25 protein-coding genes are annotated in these 19,953 nt (G+C 41.8%); all 25 read left to right on the forward strand.

All coding sequences use genetic code 11. From position 1 onward, the window contains the following. Positions 1-38: 38 nt before the first annotated feature. The 25 genes from C8D94_RS02980 to C8D94_RS03100 are packed head-to-tail and all read left to right on the forward strand — an operon-like array spanning position 39 to position 19,876. Entirely contained in the window at positions 39-1,565 is a 1,527-nt protein-coding gene (locus tag C8D94_RS02980) for an HAL/PAL/TAL family ammonia-lyase (protein WP_115122402.1), read from the forward strand. A gap of 5 nt (positions 1,566-1,570) precedes the next feature. After that, entirely contained in the window at positions 1,571-2,701 is a 1,131-nt protein-coding gene (locus C8D94_RS02985) for a WG repeat-containing protein (RefSeq protein ID WP_115122403.1), read from the forward strand. A 39-nt stretch (positions 2,702-2,740) separates the two neighbouring features. Next, entirely contained in the window at positions 2,741-3,472 is a 732-nt protein-coding gene (gene fabG / locus C8D94_RS02990; RefSeq protein ID WP_115123011.1) for a 3-oxoacyl-ACP reductase FabG, read from the forward strand. Between the two features lie 18 nt (positions 3,473-3,490). Further along, the gene (locus tag C8D94_RS02995) at positions 3,491-4,708 is read left to right on the forward strand and encodes a beta-ketoacyl-[acyl-carrier-protein] synthase family protein (RefSeq protein ID WP_115122404.1); all 1,218 of its coding nucleotides are present in this window, start codon (positions 3,491-3,493) and stop codon (positions 4,706-4,708) included. Between the two features lie 4 nt (positions 4,709-4,712). Next, positions 4,713-4,967: an acyl carrier protein gene (locus C8D94_RS03000; protein WP_115122405.1), complete on the forward strand. Its 255-nt coding sequence runs from the start codon at positions 4,713-4,715 to the stop codon at positions 4,965-4,967. A 6-nt stretch (positions 4,968-4,973) separates the two neighbouring features. Continuing rightward, a complete protein-coding gene (locus C8D94_RS03005) occupies positions 4,974-5,861 on the forward strand; it encodes an LpxL/LpxP family acyltransferase (protein ID WP_115122406.1) in 888 nt (295 codons plus the stop codon). Continuing rightward, positions 5,858-6,787, forward strand: a complete 930-nt coding sequence (locus tag C8D94_RS03010) for a hypothetical protein (RefSeq protein WP_115122407.1) — start codon at positions 5,858-5,860, stop codon at positions 6,785-6,787. The genes C8D94_RS03005 and C8D94_RS03010 overlap by 4 nt, the downstream gene beginning before the upstream one ends. Next, on the forward strand, positions 6,784-7,917 hold the full coding sequence (locus C8D94_RS03015; RefSeq protein WP_115122408.1) for a beta-ketoacyl-ACP synthase III: 1,134 nt from the start codon (positions 6,784-6,786) through the stop codon (positions 7,915-7,917). The genes C8D94_RS03010 and C8D94_RS03015 overlap by 4 nt, the downstream gene beginning before the upstream one ends. 6 nt (positions 7,918-7,923) lie before the next feature. Beyond that, positions 7,924-8,358, forward strand: a complete 435-nt coding sequence (locus C8D94_RS03020; protein WP_115123012.1) for a hypothetical protein — start codon at positions 7,924-7,926, stop codon at positions 8,356-8,358. Beyond that, complete coding sequence (locus C8D94_RS03025) at positions 8,355-8,813, forward strand: ABC transporter permease (protein ID WP_245946177.1); 459 nt, start codon at positions 8,355-8,357, stop codon at positions 8,811-8,813. The genes C8D94_RS03020 and C8D94_RS03025 overlap by 4 nt, the downstream gene beginning before the upstream one ends. Beyond that, positions 8,813-9,214, forward strand: a complete 402-nt coding sequence (locus tag C8D94_RS03030) for a hypothetical protein (RefSeq protein ID WP_115122409.1) — start codon at positions 8,813-8,815, stop codon at positions 9,212-9,214. Before C8D94_RS03025 ends, C8D94_RS03030 begins: the two co-directional genes overlap by 1 nt. 3 nt (positions 9,215-9,217) lie before the next feature. After that, positions 9,218-10,219, forward strand: coding sequence for a BtrH N-terminal domain-containing protein (locus tag C8D94_RS03035; protein ID WP_115122410.1), 1,002 nt, complete (start codon positions 9,218-9,220; stop codon positions 10,217-10,219). Positions 10,220-10,262: 43 nt separating this feature from the next. Beyond that, positions 10,263-11,006 (forward strand): ABC transporter ATP-binding protein, encoded by a 744-nt coding sequence (locus C8D94_RS03040; RefSeq protein ID WP_115122411.1) that lies wholly within the window; start codon positions 10,263-10,265, stop codon positions 11,004-11,006. Next, complete coding sequence (locus C8D94_RS03045; RefSeq protein ID WP_115122412.1) at positions 10,999-12,264, forward strand: ABC transporter permease; 1,266 nt, start codon at positions 10,999-11,001, stop codon at positions 12,262-12,264. The genes C8D94_RS03040 and C8D94_RS03045 overlap by 8 nt, the downstream gene beginning before the upstream one ends. Continuing rightward, positions 12,242-12,694 carry an acyl-CoA thioesterase gene (locus tag C8D94_RS03050; protein WP_115122413.1) on the forward strand — a complete coding sequence of 151 codons (453 nt, stop codon included), beginning with the start codon at positions 12,242-12,244 and terminating at the stop codon, positions 12,692-12,694. Before C8D94_RS03045 ends, C8D94_RS03050 begins: the two co-directional genes overlap by 23 nt. Next, complete coding sequence (locus C8D94_RS03055) at positions 12,687-13,844, forward strand: beta-ketoacyl-[acyl-carrier-protein] synthase family protein (RefSeq protein ID WP_115122414.1); 1,158 nt, start codon at positions 12,687-12,689, stop codon at positions 13,842-13,844. Before C8D94_RS03050 ends, C8D94_RS03055 begins: the two co-directional genes overlap by 8 nt. 15 nt (positions 13,845-13,859) lie before the next feature. Then, positions 13,860-14,468: a 3-oxoacyl-ACP synthase gene (locus C8D94_RS03060; protein ID WP_115122415.1), complete on the forward strand. Its 609-nt coding sequence runs from the start codon at positions 13,860-13,862 to the stop codon at positions 14,466-14,468. Then, complete coding sequence (locus C8D94_RS03065; protein ID WP_115122416.1) at positions 14,465-14,722, forward strand: phosphopantetheine-binding protein; 258 nt, start codon at positions 14,465-14,467, stop codon at positions 14,720-14,722. Before C8D94_RS03060 ends, C8D94_RS03065 begins: the two co-directional genes overlap by 4 nt. Positions 14,723-14,731: 9 nt before the next feature. Next, complete coding sequence (locus tag C8D94_RS03070; protein WP_115122417.1) at positions 14,732-15,934, forward strand: beta-ketoacyl-[acyl-carrier-protein] synthase family protein; 1,203 nt, start codon at positions 14,732-14,734, stop codon at positions 15,932-15,934. Beyond that, the gene (locus tag C8D94_RS03075; RefSeq protein WP_115122418.1) at positions 15,934-16,998 is read left to right on the forward strand and encodes a beta-ketoacyl synthase N-terminal-like domain-containing protein; all 1,065 of its coding nucleotides are present in this window, start codon (positions 15,934-15,936) and stop codon (positions 16,996-16,998) included. Before C8D94_RS03070 ends, C8D94_RS03075 begins: the two co-directional genes overlap by 1 nt. Beyond that, positions 16,992-17,768, forward strand: a complete 777-nt coding sequence (locus C8D94_RS03080; RefSeq protein WP_115122419.1) for a polysaccharide deacetylase family protein — start codon at positions 16,992-16,994, stop codon at positions 17,766-17,768. The genes C8D94_RS03075 and C8D94_RS03080 overlap by 7 nt, the downstream gene beginning before the upstream one ends. Next, complete coding sequence (locus C8D94_RS03085; RefSeq protein WP_115122420.1) at positions 17,761-18,390, forward strand: outer membrane lipoprotein carrier protein LolA; 630 nt, start codon at positions 17,761-17,763, stop codon at positions 18,388-18,390. The genes C8D94_RS03080 and C8D94_RS03085 overlap by 8 nt, the downstream gene beginning before the upstream one ends. Continuing rightward, positions 18,371-19,015, forward strand: coding sequence for a hypothetical protein (locus C8D94_RS03090; protein WP_147278488.1), 645 nt, complete (start codon positions 18,371-18,373; stop codon positions 19,013-19,015). Before C8D94_RS03085 ends, C8D94_RS03090 begins: the two co-directional genes overlap by 20 nt. Then, a complete protein-coding gene (locus C8D94_RS03095; protein ID WP_115122422.1) occupies positions 19,016-19,384 on the forward strand; it encodes a hotdog family protein in 369 nt (122 codons plus the stop codon). It abuts the gene before it with no gap. Next, the gene (locus C8D94_RS03100) at positions 19,385-19,876 is read left to right on the forward strand and encodes a hypothetical protein (protein WP_115122423.1); all 492 of its coding nucleotides are present in this window, start codon (positions 19,385-19,387) and stop codon (positions 19,874-19,876) included. Positions 19,877-19,953 lie beyond the last annotated feature (77 nt).

Genomic DNA, 19,953 nt, shown 5'->3' on the forward strand with positions numbered 1-19,953 from the left:
GAACTGTATATTATTCATTAAAAGTTTTTACCATATAAATGTTGACAATTAGGGGAGAGTTAGGCGTAAAAGAGTTTTTCGAGGTAATTTTTAAAGGAGAATCTATCGAAGTAGCCAACGAAGTGATAGATACCGTAGAGAAAAGCTTTGAGTTTTTAATGGAATTTTCGGAAAACAAGGTGATTTATGGGGTCAATACGGGGTTTGGGCCTATGGCACAATATAAGATAGCCGATTCCCAGAGAATTCAACTTCAATACAACCTAATACGCAGCCACGCTTCGGGAACAGGCAACCCTATTGAACCAAAATATGTGCGGGCAGCTATGTTAGCGCGCCTAAATACCCTTAGTTTAGGGAATTCTGGGGTGCATCCTTCGGTAATCGGTTTGATGACACAGCTCATCAACAAAAACATAATTCCTCTAATTTATGAACACGGAGGCGTGGGTGCTAGTGGAGATTTGGTACAACTGGCCCATATGGCCTTGGTTCTTATTGGCGAAGGGGAGGTGTTTTATAAAGGCGAACGGAGAGCCACCAAAGAAGTTTTTGAAATAGAAGGTTTACAGCCCATTACCGTAGCATTGCGGGAAGGTCTTGCCATTATGAACGGTACCTCTGTAATGGCAGGGATAGGGATTGTAAATACTATTTACACAAGGCGTTTGTTACACTGGATGGTTGCATGTTCTTCGGCCATAAACGAAATAGTACAGGCGTACGACGATCATCTCTCTGAAGATTTGAACCAGACCAAAAAGCACATTGGCCAGCGAGCTATCGCTAAGACCATGCGGGAGCATTTAAAGGACAGTTCCCTTACCCGCAAACGTGAGCACCACCTTTACAACGGCAATAAGGAAGTAGCCGTTTTTGAAGAAAAAGTGCAGGAATACTATTCCTTGCGCTGTGTACCCCAGATTTTGGGCCCCGTGCTGGATACATTGAACAATGTAGAACGTATCTTGATCGAAGAAGTAAACTCTGCCAACGATAATCCCATCGTTAATGTTGAAAAAAAGCACGTGTACCACGGTGGAAATTTTCATGGAGATTACGTATCTTTAGAGATGGACAAGCTTAAGATTGTCGTTGCTAAAATGAGCATGTTGGCAGAGCGCCAATTAAATTACCTGCTCAACTCAAAACTGAACGATATCTTACCTCCCTTTGTGAATCTTGGGACCTTGGGTCTCAATTTTGGAATGCAGGGAGTGCAGTTTACGGCAACTTCAACCACTGCAGAGAACCAAATGCTCTCTAACCCAATGTATGTGCACAGTATTCCAAACAACAACGACAACCAGGATATCGTGAGTATGGGTACTAACGCAGCACTTATTGCCAAAAAGGTAATTGAAAATGCCTACGAGGTAGTGGCTATAGAGTTAATTACCATTATACAGGCAATAGAATATTTAGAAGTCCAGGATAAGGTGTCTTCAAAAACAAAGAAAATGTTTGATGAAATAAGGGAGATCGTCCCTGCCTTTACCGAAGATATAATTATGTATCCTTATGTGAATCAGGTAAAAGAACATATTATTAATTCTGAAAAATAACCAATATGAAAAAAGTAAGTCTTATCGCATTAGCTCTATTGCTGCAAGTAACAGCAATCCAGGCACAAAAAATGGCCCTAGTTAGGGAAAACGACAAATTTGGCTATATAGACACCTCTGGGAATATGGTCATCGCACCACAGTTTGATAAAGCTGGCGACTTTTCAGAAGGCATGGCTCCCGCTTTGCAAGATGACAAATGGGGTTATATAGATACCAGTGGGAAATGGGTGTTACAACCTACCTACGATAGGGTAAAGGATTTTAACGCTGGGTATGCCCTGGTATTAAAGGACGACCAGTGGAACTATATTGATAAATCTGGAACAGTTTTACAAACCCCGGTACAGGAAAAGTATTACGATTTTAATGAATATGGCGTTGCATTTTATAGAGTAGATAAAAAAATTGGCCTAATTGATACCAACGGAAAAGTAATCCTAGAACCTACTTACGAAGTGATGAAACCCTTTGTAAACGGTCAGGCAAGGGTACGACAAGGAGATCTTTGGGGAATGATCGATACCGCCGGAAAAATAACCATCCCTGTGAGCTATAACGAATTGAGCGACAATAGTGGTAAGGCAGTCTGGGGAGCCAAAGGCGAATCTTTTGGCGTTATAACCAGCAATGGCTTTGAAATTGTAGAAAATGCCGATAAAATCTGGGACTTTACTGACAACTCGAATCTTACCTATGCCCGTAGCGACAAGAAAATAGGTTTTATAAACACAAAGGGCGAATGGGTGATTCCTCCAACCTTCGACAAGGCAAGAGCTTTCAATAGTGGGTTGGCTCCTGTTGCCCAACGTAAGGATTGGGGTTACATTAACGAAAAGGGTGAGGTAGTAGTGCCTATGCAATACAGAGATGCCGAAATATATGGAGACAATGGCTTAGCACCCGTAAAAGAAAAGAAATTATGGGGGTTTATTGATACTACCGGTAAGATGGTAATTTCCGCACAATATGATATTACTGCTGGTGGTTTCTCTATGTTCAGTAAGAACAATGTAAAAGGTTTCCACGATGGAGTGGCAAGAGTAAGGTACAAGAAAGAATGGGGCTACCTAAATGAAAACGGGAAGCCTCTGGGCGGAAAATGGTATCAAAATGCCGAACTCTTTTCAGAATAAAAGCACAGTAAAAAATATATGGAAAAAAGTAATGCCCCAATAAAATACGCACTGGTCACAGGTGGTTCCAGAGGAATTGGTCGTGCCGTTTGTATTCAACTGGCCAAGGATTTAGAGTACCACATTTTAATAAACTACAACAGTAACGCGGCTGCTGCCAAGGAAACTTTGAAAGAAGTGGAAGCAGTGGGCGGACAAGGCGAGGTTATTCAATTTAATGTGGTGGATGCCCAGGCGGTTGCTGCTAAGTTGGATGTTTGGCAGGAAAACAATAAAGATGCTGTGATTGAAGTGGTAGTGAACAATGCGGGTATTACCAAAGATGGACTCTTTATGTGGATGAAGCCCGAAGACTGGCACAACGTGATAAATACCAGCCTAAACGGTTTCTTTAATGTTACCCATCACCTTATCCAAAAAATGTTGGTAAATCGATACGGAAGAATTATCAATATGGTTTCGGTTTCAGGATTGAAAGGAACCCCGGGACAAACTAACTATTCCGCTGCAAAGGGCGCGGTTGTTGCAGCTACCAAAGCACTGGCACAAGAAGTGGCCAAAAGAAAAATAACCGTAAACGCTGTGGCACCAGGGTTCATTAAAAGTGACATGACGGCCGATCTTGACGAAAAAGAACTAAAAAAAATGATTCCGGCAAACAGATTTGGGGAAGCCGAAGAAGTAGCCCACGTTGTTTCCTTTTTGGCTTCAGAAAAATCATCTTATATTACGGGGGAAGTAATAAACATTAATGGCGGTATTTATTCATAATAATAATAAGAAAGGGCGATGAGGAGAGTAGTGATAACAGGTATGGGGATTTATTCCTGTATAGGGAAAAATCTTTCAGAAGTTAAAGAATCCCTTTACAGCGGAACATCAGGAATTGTTTTTGACCAAAAAAGGAAAGACTTTGGTTATCGCTCTCCACTATCAGGGATGGTTGAAGAGCCTAACCTTAAAAAATTCCTTTCCAGAAGGGAACGCATAAGCATGGGCGAAGAGGCTCAATATGCTTATGTTGCCACGCGAGAGGCCCTTGAGAATGCAAGGATAGACCAAGACTTTTTAGACAATAACGAAGTGGGAATCCTTTACGGAAACGATAGCACTGCAAAATCTGTAATTGAATCGGTAGATACCATGCGCCAAAAGGGAGATACCACGTTAGTAGGTTCCGGGGCAATTTTCAAGGCAATGAACTCTACCGTTACCATGAATCTCTCTACAATATTCAGGCTTACGGGAGTTAATTTTACCATTAGTGCAGCTTGTGCCAGTGGTTCCCATGCTATAGGGATGGCATATCAACTTATTAGCAGCGGCTTGCAGGACACCATAATTTGCGGTGGTGCCCAAGAAATAAACGAACTGGCCATGGGCAGTTTCGATGGACTCGGGGTATTTTCAACAAACCAAGATCCCGCAAAGGCTTCCCGCCCCTTCGATAGTGGCAGGGACGGTTTGGTACCAAGTGGAGGCGGTGCAACCCTTATTGTTGAAAGTTATGATTCGGCCATAAAACGCGGTGCTCCTATATTGGGCGAAATTGTGGGGTATGGTTTTTCCTCAAACGGCGAGCATATTTCTACCCCTAATGTCGAGGGCCCTTCCCGTGCTATGCTCAAAGCACTGAAACAAGCAAATTTAAAACCTGAGCAGATAGATTATGTTAATGCGCATGCCACTTCAACTCCTGTGGGAGATGCCAATGAAGCAAAGGCAATCGTTGAGGTCTTTGGCCCCAAAGGGCCTTGCGTAAGCTCAACCAAATCTATGACAGGCCACGAATGCTGGATGGCTGGAGCCAGCGAGGTAATTTACTCTATGCTCATGATGGAGCATTCTTTTGTGGCACCAAACATCAATTTGGAAAATCCAGATGAAGATGCAGCACAATTAAACCTTGTTAAGAAAACGTTAAACAAAAAAATTGATGTATTTTTGTCCAATTCTTTTGGATTTGGTGGAACAAATTCAGCATTAATAATAAAAAAATTGTCGTAAAGTGATGACGAAAGATATAATTGAAGAAAAGATAAACTACTTCTTGGTTGATGAGTTCGAGGTGGAAGAAGAAGAAATAGCCCCAGAAGCAAACCTTAAGGAAACCCTGGAGCTGGACAGTTTGGATTTTGTAGACTTGGTAGTGGCTATCGAGTCTAACTTTGGCGTGAAGCTAGTGGGCGAAGACTTTGTGAATGTTAAGACACTTCAGGATTTTTACGATCTTATCGAGAGCAAACTAAGTCAAAAAACGGTTTAAGACGTCATGTCTAACGAATGGGAAGGTAAATCCAGAGGTACTGTAATAGGGTACAAGATTTTTATTTTCTTTATTCAGAAATTAGGTGTTCGTGCAGCTTATTTCATTCTTTATTTTGTGGCACTGTACTATTGTTTCTTTGCACCAAAAAATTCAAGGGCAATATATTATTATCTTCGTCACAGGCTGAAATATCCTGCTGTAAAGAGTTTCTTCGGTATTTACAGGAGCTACTTCAAGTTTGGCCAGACCATTATCGATAAAGCTGCGATAGCTTCGGGACTTCGCGATAAATTTACGTACGAGTTTGATGGTATTGAAAACATTACCAACCTTTTGGACAAAGGCCAAGGAGGGATACTCATAAGTGCCCACGTTGGAAATTTTGAACTTGCCGAATATTTCTTTGAAGATATTGACACCCGTTCCCAAATAAACCTGGTCACGACCGATGCCGAACACCAGCACATAAAAGAATATCTAGAGAGCGTTACCTCAAAATCTAATATTAAATTTATCCTCGTAAAACAGGATCTGTCGCATATTTTTGAAATCAATACGGCTTTGGGCAATGGTGAACTTGTTTGTTTCACGGGCGATAGGTATTTTGAAGGCTCTAAATTTTTAACTGAAACCTTGTTGGGAGAAGAGGCAAAGTTCCCCGCCGGGCCTTTCTTGCTGGCCTCAAGGTTAAAGGTGCCGGTACTGTTTGTGTATGTTATGAAAGAAACTGCAAAACATTACCACTTATACGCAAGAACAGCCACTGTAACACACAGGGATGCACAGGATTTGCTTAAAAAGTACACCAAAAGTGTTGAAGGCATCCTTAATTTATATCCACTACAATGGTTTAACTATTTCAATTTTTGGAATGTGAACAAAGCAAAATGAAGGAAGTTCTCGTAGCGTACTATTCCCAATCCGGACAGCTGTTCGATATCCTCCAGAACGTGGTTTCAACTATGGAAGGTGGCGAGGTGAATATTACCTACCATAAGATAACTCCCTTAAAGCCCTTCCCTTTTCCTTGGACCAAAGAGAAGTTTTTTGACGCCTTTCCGGAATCGTTTCTTCAAATTCCCTGTGAGCTAAAGCCTGTCCCCGAAGCTGTACTGAAGAAAAAATACGATTTGGTGCTATTGGGGCACCAAGTTTGGTATTTGTCGCCGTCCATCCCTATAAATTCATTCTTAAAGTCTGATGCTGCTAAAAAACTGCTCAAAGACACTCCTGTAATTACCGTTATTGGGGCAAGGAATATGTGGATACAAGCGCAAGAAAAACTTAAGAGGCTGCTTGTGGGATGTCAAGCTATACTAGTGGGCAACATTGCCTTGGTGGATAGGCACGTTAACCACATTAGCGTGATTACCATTGTGCATTGGATGTTCGGCGGGGAAAAAACAAAGAAATTTGGCATCTTCCCTAAACCCGGGGTTTCGGCAAGAGACATACAAGAAGCCTCAAGATTTGGTATTCCTATAAAAGAGGCTTTGCTTAGCAACGATTTTTCAAATCTTCAAAATGAATTGTTGCAATTGGACGCTGTAAAGATCAAACCTTTCCTTTCCCTGGCAGACAAGCGAGCTAATATGATGTTTTCAAAATGGGCGAATTTTATCGTAAAAAAAGGAGGGTCGGGAGATCCAAATAGAAAAAAATGGCTCGTTCTTTTTAATTATTATTTGTTAATTGCTATTTGGATACTAGCTCCAATTGTATTTATTGTATTTTTGCTCACTTATCCGTTGATGAAGAGAAAAATAAACAGGGAAAAAAAGTATTTTTCCTCTGTGTCTACAACCAAGGTTGCATGAAAAACGTTTACATTACCAGAGTTTCAAAATTTTTGCCTAACGATCCCGTAGATAATGACGCTATGGAAGAGCGATTGGGAGCGATTAATGGAAAAACTTCCAAGGCAAGACGTATTGTTCTAAGAAACAACCAAATTAAAACTAGATACTACGCAATAGATAAGGAGGGAACTATTACCCACAATAACGCTCAATTGGCAAAAGAGGCAATCCTAAACCTCTGCGATGAAGATTTTACTCCAAACGATATTGAGCTACTATCCTGTGGGACTTCCAGTGCGGACCAAATCCTGCCCTCCCACGCCGCCATGGTACACGGTTTTTTAAAAAACAATAATGTTGAAATAAACTCACCCACGGGTGCTTGTTGCAGTGGCATGAACGCCCTTAAGTACGGTTACATGTCCATAAAATGTGGCGAAGTTAAAAACGCAGTCTGTACCGGTTCTGAAAGAATATCTTCTTGGATGACAGGCGATATCTATGAAGAAGAAGTAGCACACTTGGAGGCCATGGAAAAGCAGCCCATCATTGCTTTCAACAAAGATTTCCTGCGTTGGATGCTCTCAGATGGTGCTGGGGCATTTTTATTGCAAGACTCCCCAAAAGGGGAACTTCCGCTTAAGATTGAATGGATGGAGGGCTACTCCTACGCACACGAACTGGAGCCCTGCATGTACGCTGGAGGCGATAAGGATGACAGCGGTTTCTTAAAACCGTGGAGCGAATACCCAACCGAAATGTGGAGTAAAAAATCACTTTTTTCCATAAAGCAGGATGTTAAGATTTTGGGCGATAATATCTTGGTGAAAGGAGTGGATAGCTTGAAAAAGACGTTAGAAAAACACGCTGTTTCTCCTGGAGAAGTGGATCACTACCTACCCCACATCTCTTCGTATTATTTTAAGGAAGGCTTGTACAACGAGATGGAAAAGCAGGGCGTGAAAATAGAATGGGACAAGTGGTTTATGAATCTAACCGAAGTAGGGAATGTAGGCTCTGCCTCCATTTATTTAATGCTGGAAGGGCTCATTGCTTCTGGGAAACTTAAAAAGGGAGAAACCATTCTACTCTCTGTACCAGAAAGCTCACGTTTTTCATTTAACTATGCTTATTTAACCGTTTGTTAAGTGAATATGCTCACCAACCACATAACCGATAAAAAGTTTGTCCAAAACTTGATCCCGCAAAAGAAACCTTTTGTAATGGTGGATAAACTATTGTATTTCTCTTCAGAAAAAGTGGTTTCAGGATTTACGGTATCTTCAGAAAATCTATTTTCAGAAAACAAACATTTCACGGCTCCTGGCCTTATTGAGCATATGGCACAAACCGTAGCATTGTATACGGGCTATCAATATTATCTAAAAAATGAACCCGCACCCGTTGGGTACATAGGTTCTATAAAAAAAGTTGAAATTGAACGGTTGCCTAAAATTTCAGAAGAACTTACCACCACCGCTACCATTTTACATGAAATCATGGGCGTTACGTTGGTAAATATCATAACTGAATGTAACGGAAGCACTATTGCAGCCAGCCAAATGAAAACCGTAATCGCTCCTTCGTGAAACCTGTGCAGGAACCACATATTGAATTAAAGAAATTCCTACCGCACCGTGAGCCCATGCTTATGGTAACCAGGCTTTTGGCCATAGATGAAACAACGGTGCATACCGAGTTTGATGTAACCGATGACTGCGTATTTGTAAAAAACAATTTACTTGCCGAAGCTGGCCTTATTGAAAACGCCGCACAGGCCTGTACCGCCATTGTAGGCCGTAGTTTTTTTGAGAAAGATGACCTTACGGGAGAAAGCAATGAGCTTATAGGGTATTTAAGTGCCATAAAAAAAATTGAAATTTTCGACCTACCCAAAACGGGTGCCACTATTACGACAAAGGCAACCTTAAACTCAAGGCTGGACACTGGCACCCTGACCATTTGTAGCATGCAATGTTCCACTTTTAATAATGACCAATTAATTGTAGCTTGTACCCTCAATTTCCTAATCCATGAAGTGTGATGAAAAAGAGCGATGTACCACAGGACGAGAGCAATCTGGAAAAAGCCGATCTTCGTGAACTATGCTATGCCGTAGATGAAAATGGCGAATATGTTACCCAGCATACCACTGGCTGGGACCCCAAGACCATTGCGCTGAACAATGCCATAGACGCTATTAAAGAACGCGTGGAAAACGCCCGGGCCAAAGTACTCGCTAAGGAAACAAGCCCTATAGAATACTACATGGAACTGAATAAAATGGATCTTTCGGTATTGGCAAGTTATGTGGGGATGTGGAAATGGCGTGTGAAAAGACATTTTAAACCCTCTGTCTTCAAAAAGCTTTCTAGACGGACACTTCAAAAATATGCCGATACTTTTGATATTACCATAGACCAACTACAAAACATTGAAAGCTAAAACATGGAAATTAATTTTACCCATCACCAGTCTGCCCATTGTGAGAACGGCGTGGTCTCAAACCTGATGAAGCATCACGGCTTTCAGGTAAGCGAACCTATGGTTTTTGGTATTGGGTCTGGCTTGCTGTTTTGTTACATTCCTTTTTTGAAGGTAAACCATGCGCCAGCAATTACGTATAGGGCAATGCCCGGGAAAATCTTCAATAGATTTGCAAAACGGGTCGGTGTCCAGTTCAAGCGTGAAAAGTTTAAAAATTACAAGGCGGCAAAGGCAAGATTAGATACCAATTTAAAGAAGGACAATCCAGTGGGCTTGCAGGTTGGGGTGTACCATTTAACCTATTTTCCAGACGAGTATCGTTTTCATTTCAATGCCCATAACTTGGTAGTTTACGGAAAACAAGACCATACTTACCTTATTAGCGACCCCGTGATGGAGACGGTAACTACCCTCACCGAAAAAGAATTGGAAAAAGTACGGTTTGCCAAGGGTGCCTTTGCACCAAAGGGCCATATGTATTATCCAATTGCCTTCCCAAAGGAGCTCAAACTTGAAAAAGCCATCGTAAAGGGCATCAAGAAAACGTGTAGCGATATGCTGGCGCCAGTGCCTTTTGTAGGAGTCAGAGGCATCAAGAAAATTGCAGGACTTATACGAAAATGGCCGAAGAAGAAGGGAACCAAGGTCACCAATCATTATCTGGGGCAAATTGTAAGGATGCAAGAGGAAATAGGTACCGGCGGCGGCGGGTTTAGGTATATTTATGCAGCTTTTTTACAAGAAGCAGGAAAATTGTTGGGCAATGAAAAACTCTTGGAACTCTCTGCTGAAATGACAAAAATTGGAGACCTTTGGAGAGATTTTGCCGTGGACGCCTCTAGAATCTATAGAAACCGGACCACCAAAGTAGCCATAGATGTATACGATGATGTTGCAACCCAGCTGGAACACATTGCCGAAAAGGAAAAAGCCTTTTTCAAAAAACTGAAGAAGGCCGTCTAAGAAGCGAAGCCACAATAGGTATCCTGCCGAAGCTCACAAGAGTATGATTGAAATTTGTAATCTTTCTAAAAAATACAAAGGCGCTGAAAATCTTTCGGTTAAAGAACTGAACCTTACCGTTAACAATCAAGAAATATTTGGCTTGCTGGGGCCCAACGGAGCGGGCAAGACAACCCTTATTGCAATGCTAAGTTCACTTATACAGCCTACTTCGGGCTCTTTTAGTATTAATGGACTTACATTTCAGCAACACAAAAACAAATTGAAACAAACCATAGGGATCGTGCCCCAGGAGTATGCCCTGTACCCAACCTTGACCGCCTACGAGAACCTCCATTATTTTGGGAGCATGTACGGACTTCATGGAGAACATTTAAAAAGCCTCATACACACCCATCTGGAACATTTGGGATTGGCAAAATTTGCCAACAAACGAATCAATACCTTCTCTGGGGGGATGAAACGCCGTGTAAACTTAATTGCCAGTATCCTCCACGATCCCAAGGTTCTCTTTCTCGATGAGCCCACTGTTGGAGTAGATGTACAATCCAAAAATGTTATCATAGAACATTTAAAAGAGCTGAACAATGACGGAACCACCATAATTTACACTTCGCACCACTTGAACGAAGCCGAAGCGTTCTGCCACAGGGTCGCTATTATAGACCATGGCAACATTATTGTTAAAGGAGAGCCCAAAGCACTAATAGCCTCACAGGAGGGTGCACACAATCTTGAAGATGTGTTTTTGCAATTAACCGGAAAAGCCCTGCGAGACCATGCGTAAACTCTTGGCCTCTGCATATAAGGAAATAGTGTTGCTGTCCAGGGATCTGGGAGGAATTGCCATACTCTTCATTATGCCGTTGGTATTGGTGGTTACCATTACGCTTATACAGGACAGTAGCTTTAGGACCATTCAGGACAATAAGATTGAAATCCTGTTGGTAGATTTTGATAAAGGAATTGTGGCAAAACATATTTCAGAAGGGTTAACAGCCTCCAATTCCTTTGAAATCATTAGCATCCCTTCAGAAACCGAAGCAAAGGAGGCCGTGCGACAAGGAAAGTATCAATTGGCAATTGTGATCCCTGAGAAACTTTCAGAAAAACTTCAGCAAAAGGTTGCTAATAATGTAGAAAGTGTCTTGGCCCAATTTAGTGTGGAGGAGGAACCTATCCCAATTTCTGAAGAGAAAATAGAAAAAAAGGAAATTAAACTATATTTCGATCCCGCAACACAGATAGCGTTTAAAAATGCCGTGAAGAATGGTATCGATAAATTAATTTCGCACATAGAGATCCAAACCATTTACCAGGCGTTTCAAGAGCAAATGGAAGAAGAGGACACAGCTATTTTCGAAACCGAGAGCTTCATTAGCTATAAAGAGATTGTTCCTACAGGGGGCGACGAGGGAAAAGTACCCAACTCTGCACAGCACAATGTGCCTGCCTGGGCCCTTTTCGCTATATTTTTTATAATTGTTCCGTTGTCCATTAACATCGTTAAAGAAAAATCGCAAGGTACCTTTGTACGTCTCCGCACCCAGCCCGTGAACTATGCCACCGTTTTGGGAGGTAAAACCTTGGTGTATGTTGGCGTGTGCGCCATTCAATTTACGTTGCTGTTGTTGGTGGGGGTATTTGTATTCCCTAGTATTGGCTTGCCACAGCTAGAGGTTGGTGGCCGGTTACCATTGTTGTACACGGTGGCAATTTTTTCGGGACTTGCTGCTGTTGGACTTGGTCTATTGTTGGGTACCGTTGCAAGGACCCAAGAACAATCGGCTCCTTTTGGAGCGACACTTGTGGTAATACTTGCTGCATTGGGTGGGGTTTGGGTGCCTGTGTTTGTAATGCCTCGGTTTATGCAGCTGCTTTCCAATATATCTCCCATGAATTGGGGGTTAAATGGTTTCTATGATGTATTTTTAAGGAATGCAACTTTTACTGAAATCTTACCCGAAATAAGCTTGTTGCTCTTATTTTTTATCGTAACCATTAGTATTTCAATTGTCTATAATGAAAGAAAAAATGCCGTTTAATCCTAAAAAAGAAATTAGCTATACCAATCAGATTCGGGTTAGGTTCGTGGAAACAGATCCCTTGGGCATCGTTTGGCACGGCAACTATATCCAATACTTTGAAGATGGGAGAGAAGCCTTTGGCCGCCACCACGGCATTTCATATCTGGACCAGAAAGATCAAGGTTTTGCAACACCCATTGTAAAATCTACCAGCGAGCACAAGCTGCCTCTGCGCTACGGAGACGTTGCTACAATAAAGACAATTTACGTAGACTCGCCAGCCGCAAAAATGATTTTTAGGTACGAAATTTACAATCCAGAAAACCAATTGGTTTGCACAGGGGAGACCATTCAGGTTTTTGTGGCACTGGATAGTGGGGAGTTGTCACTAACCCTTCCAGAATTTTTTATAGATTGGAAAAAAAAAGAAGGACTGTTGGATGAGTAGCACCTTTGTTTCACATAATAACATTATCTCGTCTTTGGGATGTAACAGCCAAAGTGTTGTGCGCCAGGTAAAGAAGGAAACCACGGGCCTGTCTTTGGTCACAGATGAAAGGATTCACCCAAAGCCTTTTTACACCTCAATAATCCCTTCTGAAAAACTCACAGAATCTTTTAAAGAAATAGGCGTAATTGACCAATACACTAAATTGGAACAAATGCTCATCCTCTCCCTCAAGGACGTGATAGATGCTTCAGCAATTGAATTGGACGATAGGGTAGGGATTATAGTTTCAACCACCAAGGGAAATATTGATGTGTTGGAAAAGAACAGCCCGTTTCCCAAAGAGCGCGCTTACCTATCCAGCTTGGGGGATGCCGTTAAAAACTTTTTTGGACTCAGTACTGAACCTATCGTGCTGTCCAATGCCTGTGTGTCAGGCGTGCTGGCGGTGGCCACTGCAAAACGATTTATAGCACAAGGAAGGTTTGACCATGTATTTATTACCAGTGGCGATTTGGTAACACAGTTTATAGTTTCGGGTTTCAACTCGTTCCAGGCATTGAGCGACCTACCCTGTAAACCGTACTGCAAATATAGAACGGGCATAAACATAGGGGAAGTTGCCGCCAGTGTTTTGGTCACTTCAAAAAAAACAGGCTTAACTCCCGAAGCTGTTGAAATTATAGGAGATGCGTCCTGTAACGATGCCAACCATATTTCGGGTCCCTCGAGGACAGGCGAAGGGCTGGTGCGTGCAGTAGAAAATGCTATTCAGGAAGCAACTATCGAAACCGAAGATATCGATTTTATTTCGGCTCACGGCACAGCTACTCTCTATAACGATGAGATGGAGGCCATTGCCTTTAACAGGCTACGAATGCTGCATACCCCTTTGCATAGTTTAAAGGGTTATTTTGGGCATACCTTGGGGGCATCAGGATTGTTGGAAACCATTGTAGGAATGCATTCGCTGCATCAAAATACATTGTTTGCCTCGCTTGGATATACCGAAAGAGGTGTTTCAAAACCCCTTAACATCATTGAGAAAACCACCCCAAAGCAGCTCAGCACTTTTCTAAAAACGGCATCAGGATTTGGGGGGTGTAATACAGCGGTGATATTCAAAAAAGCGAATAAAAACCATAAATAGGATTAAACTTAAAATTTGAGCAGTAACCACTACATACAGGCGTTTGTACACATTAAAAACGAAACCGTTTCTTTACATGGAAATACCTTGCTTGCTGCACCAAAAACAGATTTTTCTACATTCAGTAAAACAGCCTATAAAGAATTGGGAACTAAATATCCTAAATTCTTTAAAATGGACCGCCTTAGCAAGTTGGCCTTTTTGGCGGCCGATGTACTGCTGAAAAATGATAAGGACCCTCAAGAAAATACTGCCATTGTACTTTCCAACCGGGCATCTAGTCTTGACACCGATATGAAACACCAAAACACCATTGCAGACGCTGCAAATTACTATCCCAGTCCTGCTGTATTTGTGTACACTTTGCCTAATATTTGTATAGGCGAGATAAGTATAAAGCATAAACTGTTTTCTGAGAATAGTTTTTTTATCTTTGACCGCTTCAACGCCAACTATTTATTCGACTATGCCGAAAGTTTATTAAAAACTAAAAAGGCTTCAAAAGTGCTTTGCGGCTGGGTAGAAGTTGACGCAGGTAATTATGAAGCGTTCCTGTATTTGGTTAGCGATACGGGAGCAATAAAGCACACCATTAAAGAGATAACAAGATTATACAAACTATGAGCGATCTAAAGCAAGAATTGAAAGAAAAAATCATTGAGCAACTAAACCTCGAAGATGTTGCTGTAGAAGAAATTGGAGATAACGATGCTTTGTTTGGTGACGGCCTGGGGCTGGACTCGATTGACGCCCTGGAGCTCATCGTGATGCTAGATAAAGACTACGGAATAAAGTTGTCCGATCCTAAGGAAGGTCGAAAGATTTTCGAATCGGTTGAGGTCATGGCAAACTATATCTCCGAACATAGAACCAAATAAAACAAGTTTTTGAGCAAGGGCGTAGCAATTACTGGGATGGGAATCATTTCTGCCATTGGTAACAACGTGGCAGAAAACTACGATGCACTCATCCAGGAAAAGAAGGGCATTTCACGAATCTCCAAGATTGATACCATCCATAAGGACGCTATCATGGTAGGCGAAATTGATACTACCAACGAACAGTTCTTTAAGCAACTGAATCTTCCTGAAGACAATAATTACGGGAGATCTGCCCTGCTAGGGGTTGCTGCTGCAAAAGAAGCCGTGGCACACGCCAATATAAAAGATATTGTAAAATATAGTACAGGCTTGATCTCTGCTACCAGTGTGGGTGGGATGGATATGACCGAGCAGTATTACTACAAATACCTTGAAGACGAAAGCCTTCAAAAATATATCGAAGGTCATCACGCAGGCGATTCTACCCAAAAAATTGCACAAGAACTGGGTATTGAGAAGAGCTTGGTCACTACCATTAGCACTGCATGCTCTTCGGCGGCAAATGCTATTTTAATGGGGGCACGGCTCATAAAATCTGGAAAGTTGGATAGAGTTGTGGTTGGCGGGACAGATTGTCTTTCAAAATTTACCATCAATGGGTTCAAAACCTTGATGATTCTTTCCGACACCTATAACACCCCTTTCGATGAAAACCGAAAAGGGCTTAACCTTGGAGAGGCTGCGGCGTACCTGGTTCTGGAAAGCGATGCTGTTGTAAAAGCCGAAAATAAAAAAGTCTTGGCCTACGTAAAGGGCTACGGAAATGCCAACGATGCCTTTCACCAAACAGCTTCATCTGAAAATGGGGACGGTGCCACCCTGGCGATGGAAAAAGCCCTAAAAGTAGCAGGAATGGAACCAAGGGATATAGATTATGTAAATGCCCACGGGACAGCCACAGGCAATAACGATCTTTCCGAGGGGCGTGCGCTTATACGTGTTTTTGGGGAAGATTTGCCAGAATTTAGCTCTACCAAGGCCTATACGGGACACACCCTTGCGGCTGCGGGTGCTATTGAAGCGGTATATTCGGTATTGGCATTACAGCACAATATAATTTTCCCGAACCTTAACTTTAATTCCCAAATGAAGGAATTTCACATCACTCCCCAAACCCAACTCAAGCAGAAAGAGTTGCATACGGTGCTTTCCAATTCATTGGGGTTTGGTGGTAATTGCTCCACTTTAATCTTTTCAAAAGAGGCGTGATGAAAAAGGTATATATACAAGGGGCTGGCTCCATTTCGTCTCAAAAAACGTTTGACAATAGTGAGTTTTTAGATGAAATTTCAGTTTATAATGATACGGTGATTTCGGTCGTAAACCCAAATTACAAAGAATATATCCCTCCCGCAGCAGCTCGAAGAATGGCAAAGGGTATAAAAATGGGCGTGGTAGCTTCAAGGATTGCTATGCAAGAAGCAAACGTTGAACAGGTTGATGCCATCATCACGGGAACTGGGATGGGCTGTGTGGTAGATTCAGAAAAATTTGTGAGTGCGATCATAGACAATAACGAAGAATTTTTAACCCCAACCTCCTTTATCCAGTCTACGCACAACACCGTAGGAGGCCAGATTGCCCTCGGGATGGGCTGTAAAGGGTACAACTTTACCTACGTCCACGCCAGTAATTCTTTCGAGTCTGCATTGCTCGATGCCAAGATGCAGTTGGAACTGGGTGAAGCTTCCTCAATCTTAGTGGGGGGCGTAGACGAACTGGGAGCGCATACCATTAAAATCCATAGGCTTATAGATCACATAAAGGAAAACGCTGTAACCCCCGCAACGCTACTGGATTCAAAAAGCAGTGGTTCCGTTTTTAGTGAGGGTGCCAACTTTTTCGTTTTGGGGAACGCATTATCTGAACGTTGTTATGCCGAAGTGGTTTCAGTAGAAATGTACAATACCCTCCCGTTGGAGAATCTAGAGGAAACGGTGGAGGCATTTCTGAAAGACAACAACCTCTCAACCGAAGAAATAGATGTTGTTGTTATGGGGAACAATGGTGATGTAGCGTACGATAATTATTACAATCATATAAGCAGTGCTCTTTTTTCTGAAACACAACACGTATATTACAAACATTTGTGTGGGGAGTTTAACACCGCTTCATCCTTCGGGATGTGGTTGGGCGCCAAAATCCTAAAAACCCAGCAAATACCTGAAATAGTAAAGCTAAATGAAACAAAAGCTTCTGCAATAAAGCATATTCTACTATACAACCAGTATAGAGGCGAGAACCATAGCCTTAGCTTACTCAAAAAATGTTGAGATTTAAGACCATAAACACACTCTTTGCAGTGCTTTTGGTAGTGTTGCTTGTGCTCCATTATTTTTATGTGCTTCCGGTAGGGTTTGTTTTTGTGTTAGTCTTAGGTTGGTTGCTCATTACGGTTATGGGTTCTGCTTTTATTAGGTGGAATTACCATTTCAACTCCTTGCACCACAGCAAAGCGACCGAAGAAAACCACATTGCCATTACGTTCGATGATGGTCCACACCCTGTGTACACTCCAAAAGTGCTTCGGCTTTTAACGGAATATAATGCCAAGGCCACATTTTTCTGTATTGGGAAAAATATAGAAGCATACCCAGTGTTGTTCAACCAAATCATTAATCATGGCCACACCGTGGGCAACCATACCTATTCCCACAGTAATGGATTTGGGTTCTTTTCAACAAAAAAAGTTGAGGAAGAACTCAGGCGTACCAATGCCATTGCCGAAAAGGTTTCAGGAAAGCGCCTGAAAATGTACCGTCCCGCTTTTGGGGTGACCAATCCCAATATAAAAAAAGCGTTGCAGGTCCTAAGGTTAACGCCCATAGGCTGGAGTAAACGCTCATTCGATACTACCCAGCTCTCAGAAAAAAAACTAGTAGCACGTGTAACGCATAACCTAAAAAAAGGAGATATTATCCTATTGCACGATACTAGCGATAAAACCATTGCCGTTTTGGAACGCTTATTGCTATTTTTGAAATCGAAAAACATGCAGGCAGTTACGGTGAACCAGTTGCTTTCAATACAGCCCTATGAATAGACTTTTAGCTTTCATTCTTTTACTAGTTACCTCCAACGTTGTGTTGGCACAGGAAGTGGCTATGAACGCTTCAGAAATTGAGGCTTTTAAGCAACAGGTGAATATGCTATCGAAAAACACCAATACCATTACAAGCGATTTTGTACAGTACAAGCATCTAGATTTTTTAGAGAACGATATAGAGACCAAAGGAAAGCTGGCATTTAAAACCCCCGGTCTCGTGCGTTGGGAATATACCGACCCGTATGAATATAGCGTTGTTTTTAAGGAAGATAAATTGTTGATAAACGATGGAGGTACCAAAAGCAATGTGGATATTGGCAATAGTGAAATGTTCAAAAAACTGAACAACCTCATCGTGAACAGTGTAAAGGGAACGCTCTTTAACGGTGACGATTTTTTAATTACCTATACCAAGACTAAAGATTTCAACAAGGCTACCTTTGTTCCAAAGGACAAAAAGATGGCCCAGTATATTGCCTCTTTCGAGTTGCTTTTCAATACAAAGGATGGTACTGTCAAAGAAGTTAAAATGATAGAACCCTCGGCAGATTTTACCCGAATCGTATTTTCCAACAGAGTACTAAACGGCCCAGTGAGCGATGCGGTATTTACTAATTAGTGTACTGTGGATGGTTTGTACCTCTTGTGCCCTACAAACTACAAAAGGGCTCAGGCAAGCACCCGTAAAACAAGCTGAGGTTGTAAACCCGTATTTTTCGGAAACAAGTATAGATTATGTGTATAAGGCCAAAATCGATGTCTACGGAAGGTATTTTGGGGGGATTTTAATTGTCAAAAAATTATCGGGCACATCACACAGGGTGGTTTTTACCACGGAGTTTGGTAGTAAAATATTTGATTTTCTGTACGAAGGTGATACCTTTACCAAGAACTTTATACTGGAGGATCTGGACAAAAAAATAGTAGTGAACACCCTTAATAAAGATTTTAGGTTGTTGATTACTGAAAAGGTACCCGTAGTGGAGCAATATGCTTCGGAAAAACACAATGTTTATAGAACTGAAGCGGAAGGCCGGTACAATTTTTATTTTTTCAGAAAAGGTGAGGAAACCCTTGAAAAGTTGGTGCATACCTCAAAACATAAAGAAAAGGTCACTATTAAATTTGAATCGTTGCAAGCAGCAGCCAAAACTTCAGAAGAAAATAGTATCGCCGAAAAAATTTCAATAGCACACAACAACATCAAGTTGCAGATAGATCTAGCATATTTAATAAAAGATTGAATGTTAATAGAAGGACTATACACAGTAAAGGAATGTAACCAGGAGGACCAAAACATTTTGGCTACCATCATGCTCCATAAGGATCATGATATCTTTAAGGGCCACTTCCCTGGGAACCCTGTAATGCCCGGTGTTTGTATGTTGCAGATCATCAAGGAATTTACAGAGGAGGCCACGGGGAAGCAACTGTTTCTTTCGGTATCTTCAAACATTAAGTTCATGGCCATCATCAACCCCGAAATAAACCCAGAGGTGACACTTGCCATTTCATATACCGAAGAAGGAGACCAAGTGAAGATAAAAAACACTTCCTCCATTGGCGAGACCGTGGCATTAAAACTGAGCGCAACTTTTAAAATTATGGGGTAGATGAAATCGTTATTCGTTGCATTATGTTTTGTGCTGTTTTCCATCGCACCTCCCAAGCTCTCACAGGTTAGGGCAGACTATAGTGTGTCCCACGGCAACGAACAACTGGTTCAAAAACTTTTCAAAGAGCTATCCTCTGTTACCAAGGACGACAACCTAGTGCTGGTTGCTTACAAAGGCGCCGTACTTACCGCAATGGCAGAACATTCCCGGGTTAAAAAAGAAAAGAAGGAATTTTTCAAGGAAGGAGCTGGTCTGCTGGAGTACGCCGTTGCCAAAGCCCCCAACAACATTGAGATACGCACCATACGTTTGAGCGTGCAAGAAAATACCCCAAGGTTTTTAAAATATAACAAACACATGGAAGAGGATAGGACGTTTATCCTTCAAAACTTCAAGGACATTGCTTCTGCTGGCGTTAGCGCTTTTGTAAAGGGATATGTGTTGCAATCTGATGGCTTCACTGCTGCTGAAAAAGACAGCCTACGGTAATCCCAAATCCCGATATTTTTTTAGTATCTTCAAACGTATCAAATTTTTGATACTTCGTTGCCAAATATATATTTTTG

It is taken from the genome of Marinirhabdus gelatinilytica (assembly GCF_003353425.1).
Lineage (GTDB): Bacteria > Bacteroidota > Bacteroidia > Flavobacteriales > Flavobacteriaceae > Marinirhabdus > Marinirhabdus gelatinilytica.

Bases quoted from the DNA above. Each gene is read 5' to 3' on its own strand.
- C8D94_RS03000 (WP_115122405.1), top strand. From the start codon at position 4,713: ATGACGAAAGATATAATTGAAGAAAAGATAAACTACTTCTTGGTTGAT.
- C8D94_RS03080 (WP_115122419.1), top strand. From the start codon at position 16,992: ATGTTGAGATTTAAGACCATAAACACACTCTTTGCAGTGCTTTTGGTA.
- C8D94_RS03040 (WP_115122411.1), top strand. From the start codon at position 10,263: ATGATTGAAATTTGTAATCTTTCTAAAAAATACAAAGGCGCTGAAAAT.
- C8D94_RS03090 (WP_147278488.1), top strand. From the start codon at position 18,371: ATGCGGTATTTACTAATTAGTGTACTGTGGATGGTTTGTACCTCTTGT.
- C8D94_RS03095 (WP_115122422.1), top strand. From the start codon at position 19,016: ATGTTAATAGAAGGACTATACACAGTAAAGGAATGTAACCAGGAGGAC.
- C8D94_RS03075 (WP_115122418.1), top strand. From the start codon at position 15,934: ATGAAAAAGGTATATATACAAGGGGCTGGCTCCATTTCGTCTCAAAAA.
- C8D94_RS03015 (WP_115122408.1), top strand. From the start codon at position 6,784: ATGAAAAACGTTTACATTACCAGAGTTTCAAAATTTTTGCCTAACGAT.
- C8D94_RS03065 (WP_115122416.1), top strand. From the start codon at position 14,465: ATGAGCGATCTAAAGCAAGAATTGAAAGAAAAAATCATTGAGCAACTA.
- C8D94_RS03035 (WP_115122410.1), top strand. From the start codon at position 9,218: ATGGAAATTAATTTTACCCATCACCAGTCTGCCCATTGTGAGAACGGC.
- C8D94_RS02980 (WP_115122402.1), top strand. From the start codon at position 39: ATGTTGACAATTAGGGGAGAGTTAGGCGTAAAAGAGTTTTTCGAGGTA.
- C8D94_RS03020 (WP_115123012.1), top strand. From the start codon at position 7,924: ATGCTCACCAACCACATAACCGATAAAAAGTTTGTCCAAAACTTGATC.
- C8D94_RS03005 (WP_115122406.1), top strand. From the start codon at position 4,974: ATGTCTAACGAATGGGAAGGTAAATCCAGAGGTACTGTAATAGGGTAC.
- C8D94_RS02985 (WP_115122403.1), top strand. From the start codon at position 1,571: ATGAAAAAAGTAAGTCTTATCGCATTAGCTCTATTGCTGCAAGTAACA.
- C8D94_RS03010 (WP_115122407.1), top strand. From the start codon at position 5,858: ATGAAGGAAGTTCTCGTAGCGTACTATTCCCAATCCGGACAGCTGTTC.
- C8D94_RS03100 (WP_115122423.1), top strand. From the start codon at position 19,385: ATGAAATCGTTATTCGTTGCATTATGTTTTGTGCTGTTTTCCATCGCA.
- C8D94_RS02995 (WP_115122404.1), top strand. From the start codon at position 3,491: ATGAGGAGAGTAGTGATAACAGGTATGGGGATTTATTCCTGTATAGGG.
- C8D94_RS03045 (WP_115122412.1), top strand. From the start codon at position 10,999: ATGCGTAAACTCTTGGCCTCTGCATATAAGGAAATAGTGTTGCTGTCC.
- C8D94_RS03030 (WP_115122409.1), top strand. From the start codon at position 8,813: ATGAAAAAGAGCGATGTACCACAGGACGAGAGCAATCTGGAAAAAGCC.
- C8D94_RS03050 (WP_115122413.1), top strand. From the start codon at position 12,242: ATGAAAGAAAAAATGCCGTTTAATCCTAAAAAAGAAATTAGCTATACC.
- C8D94_RS03085 (WP_115122420.1), top strand. From the start codon at position 17,761: ATGAATAGACTTTTAGCTTTCATTCTTTTACTAGTTACCTCCAACGTT.
- C8D94_RS03055 (WP_115122414.1), top strand. From the start codon at position 12,687: ATGAGTAGCACCTTTGTTTCACATAATAACATTATCTCGTCTTTGGGA.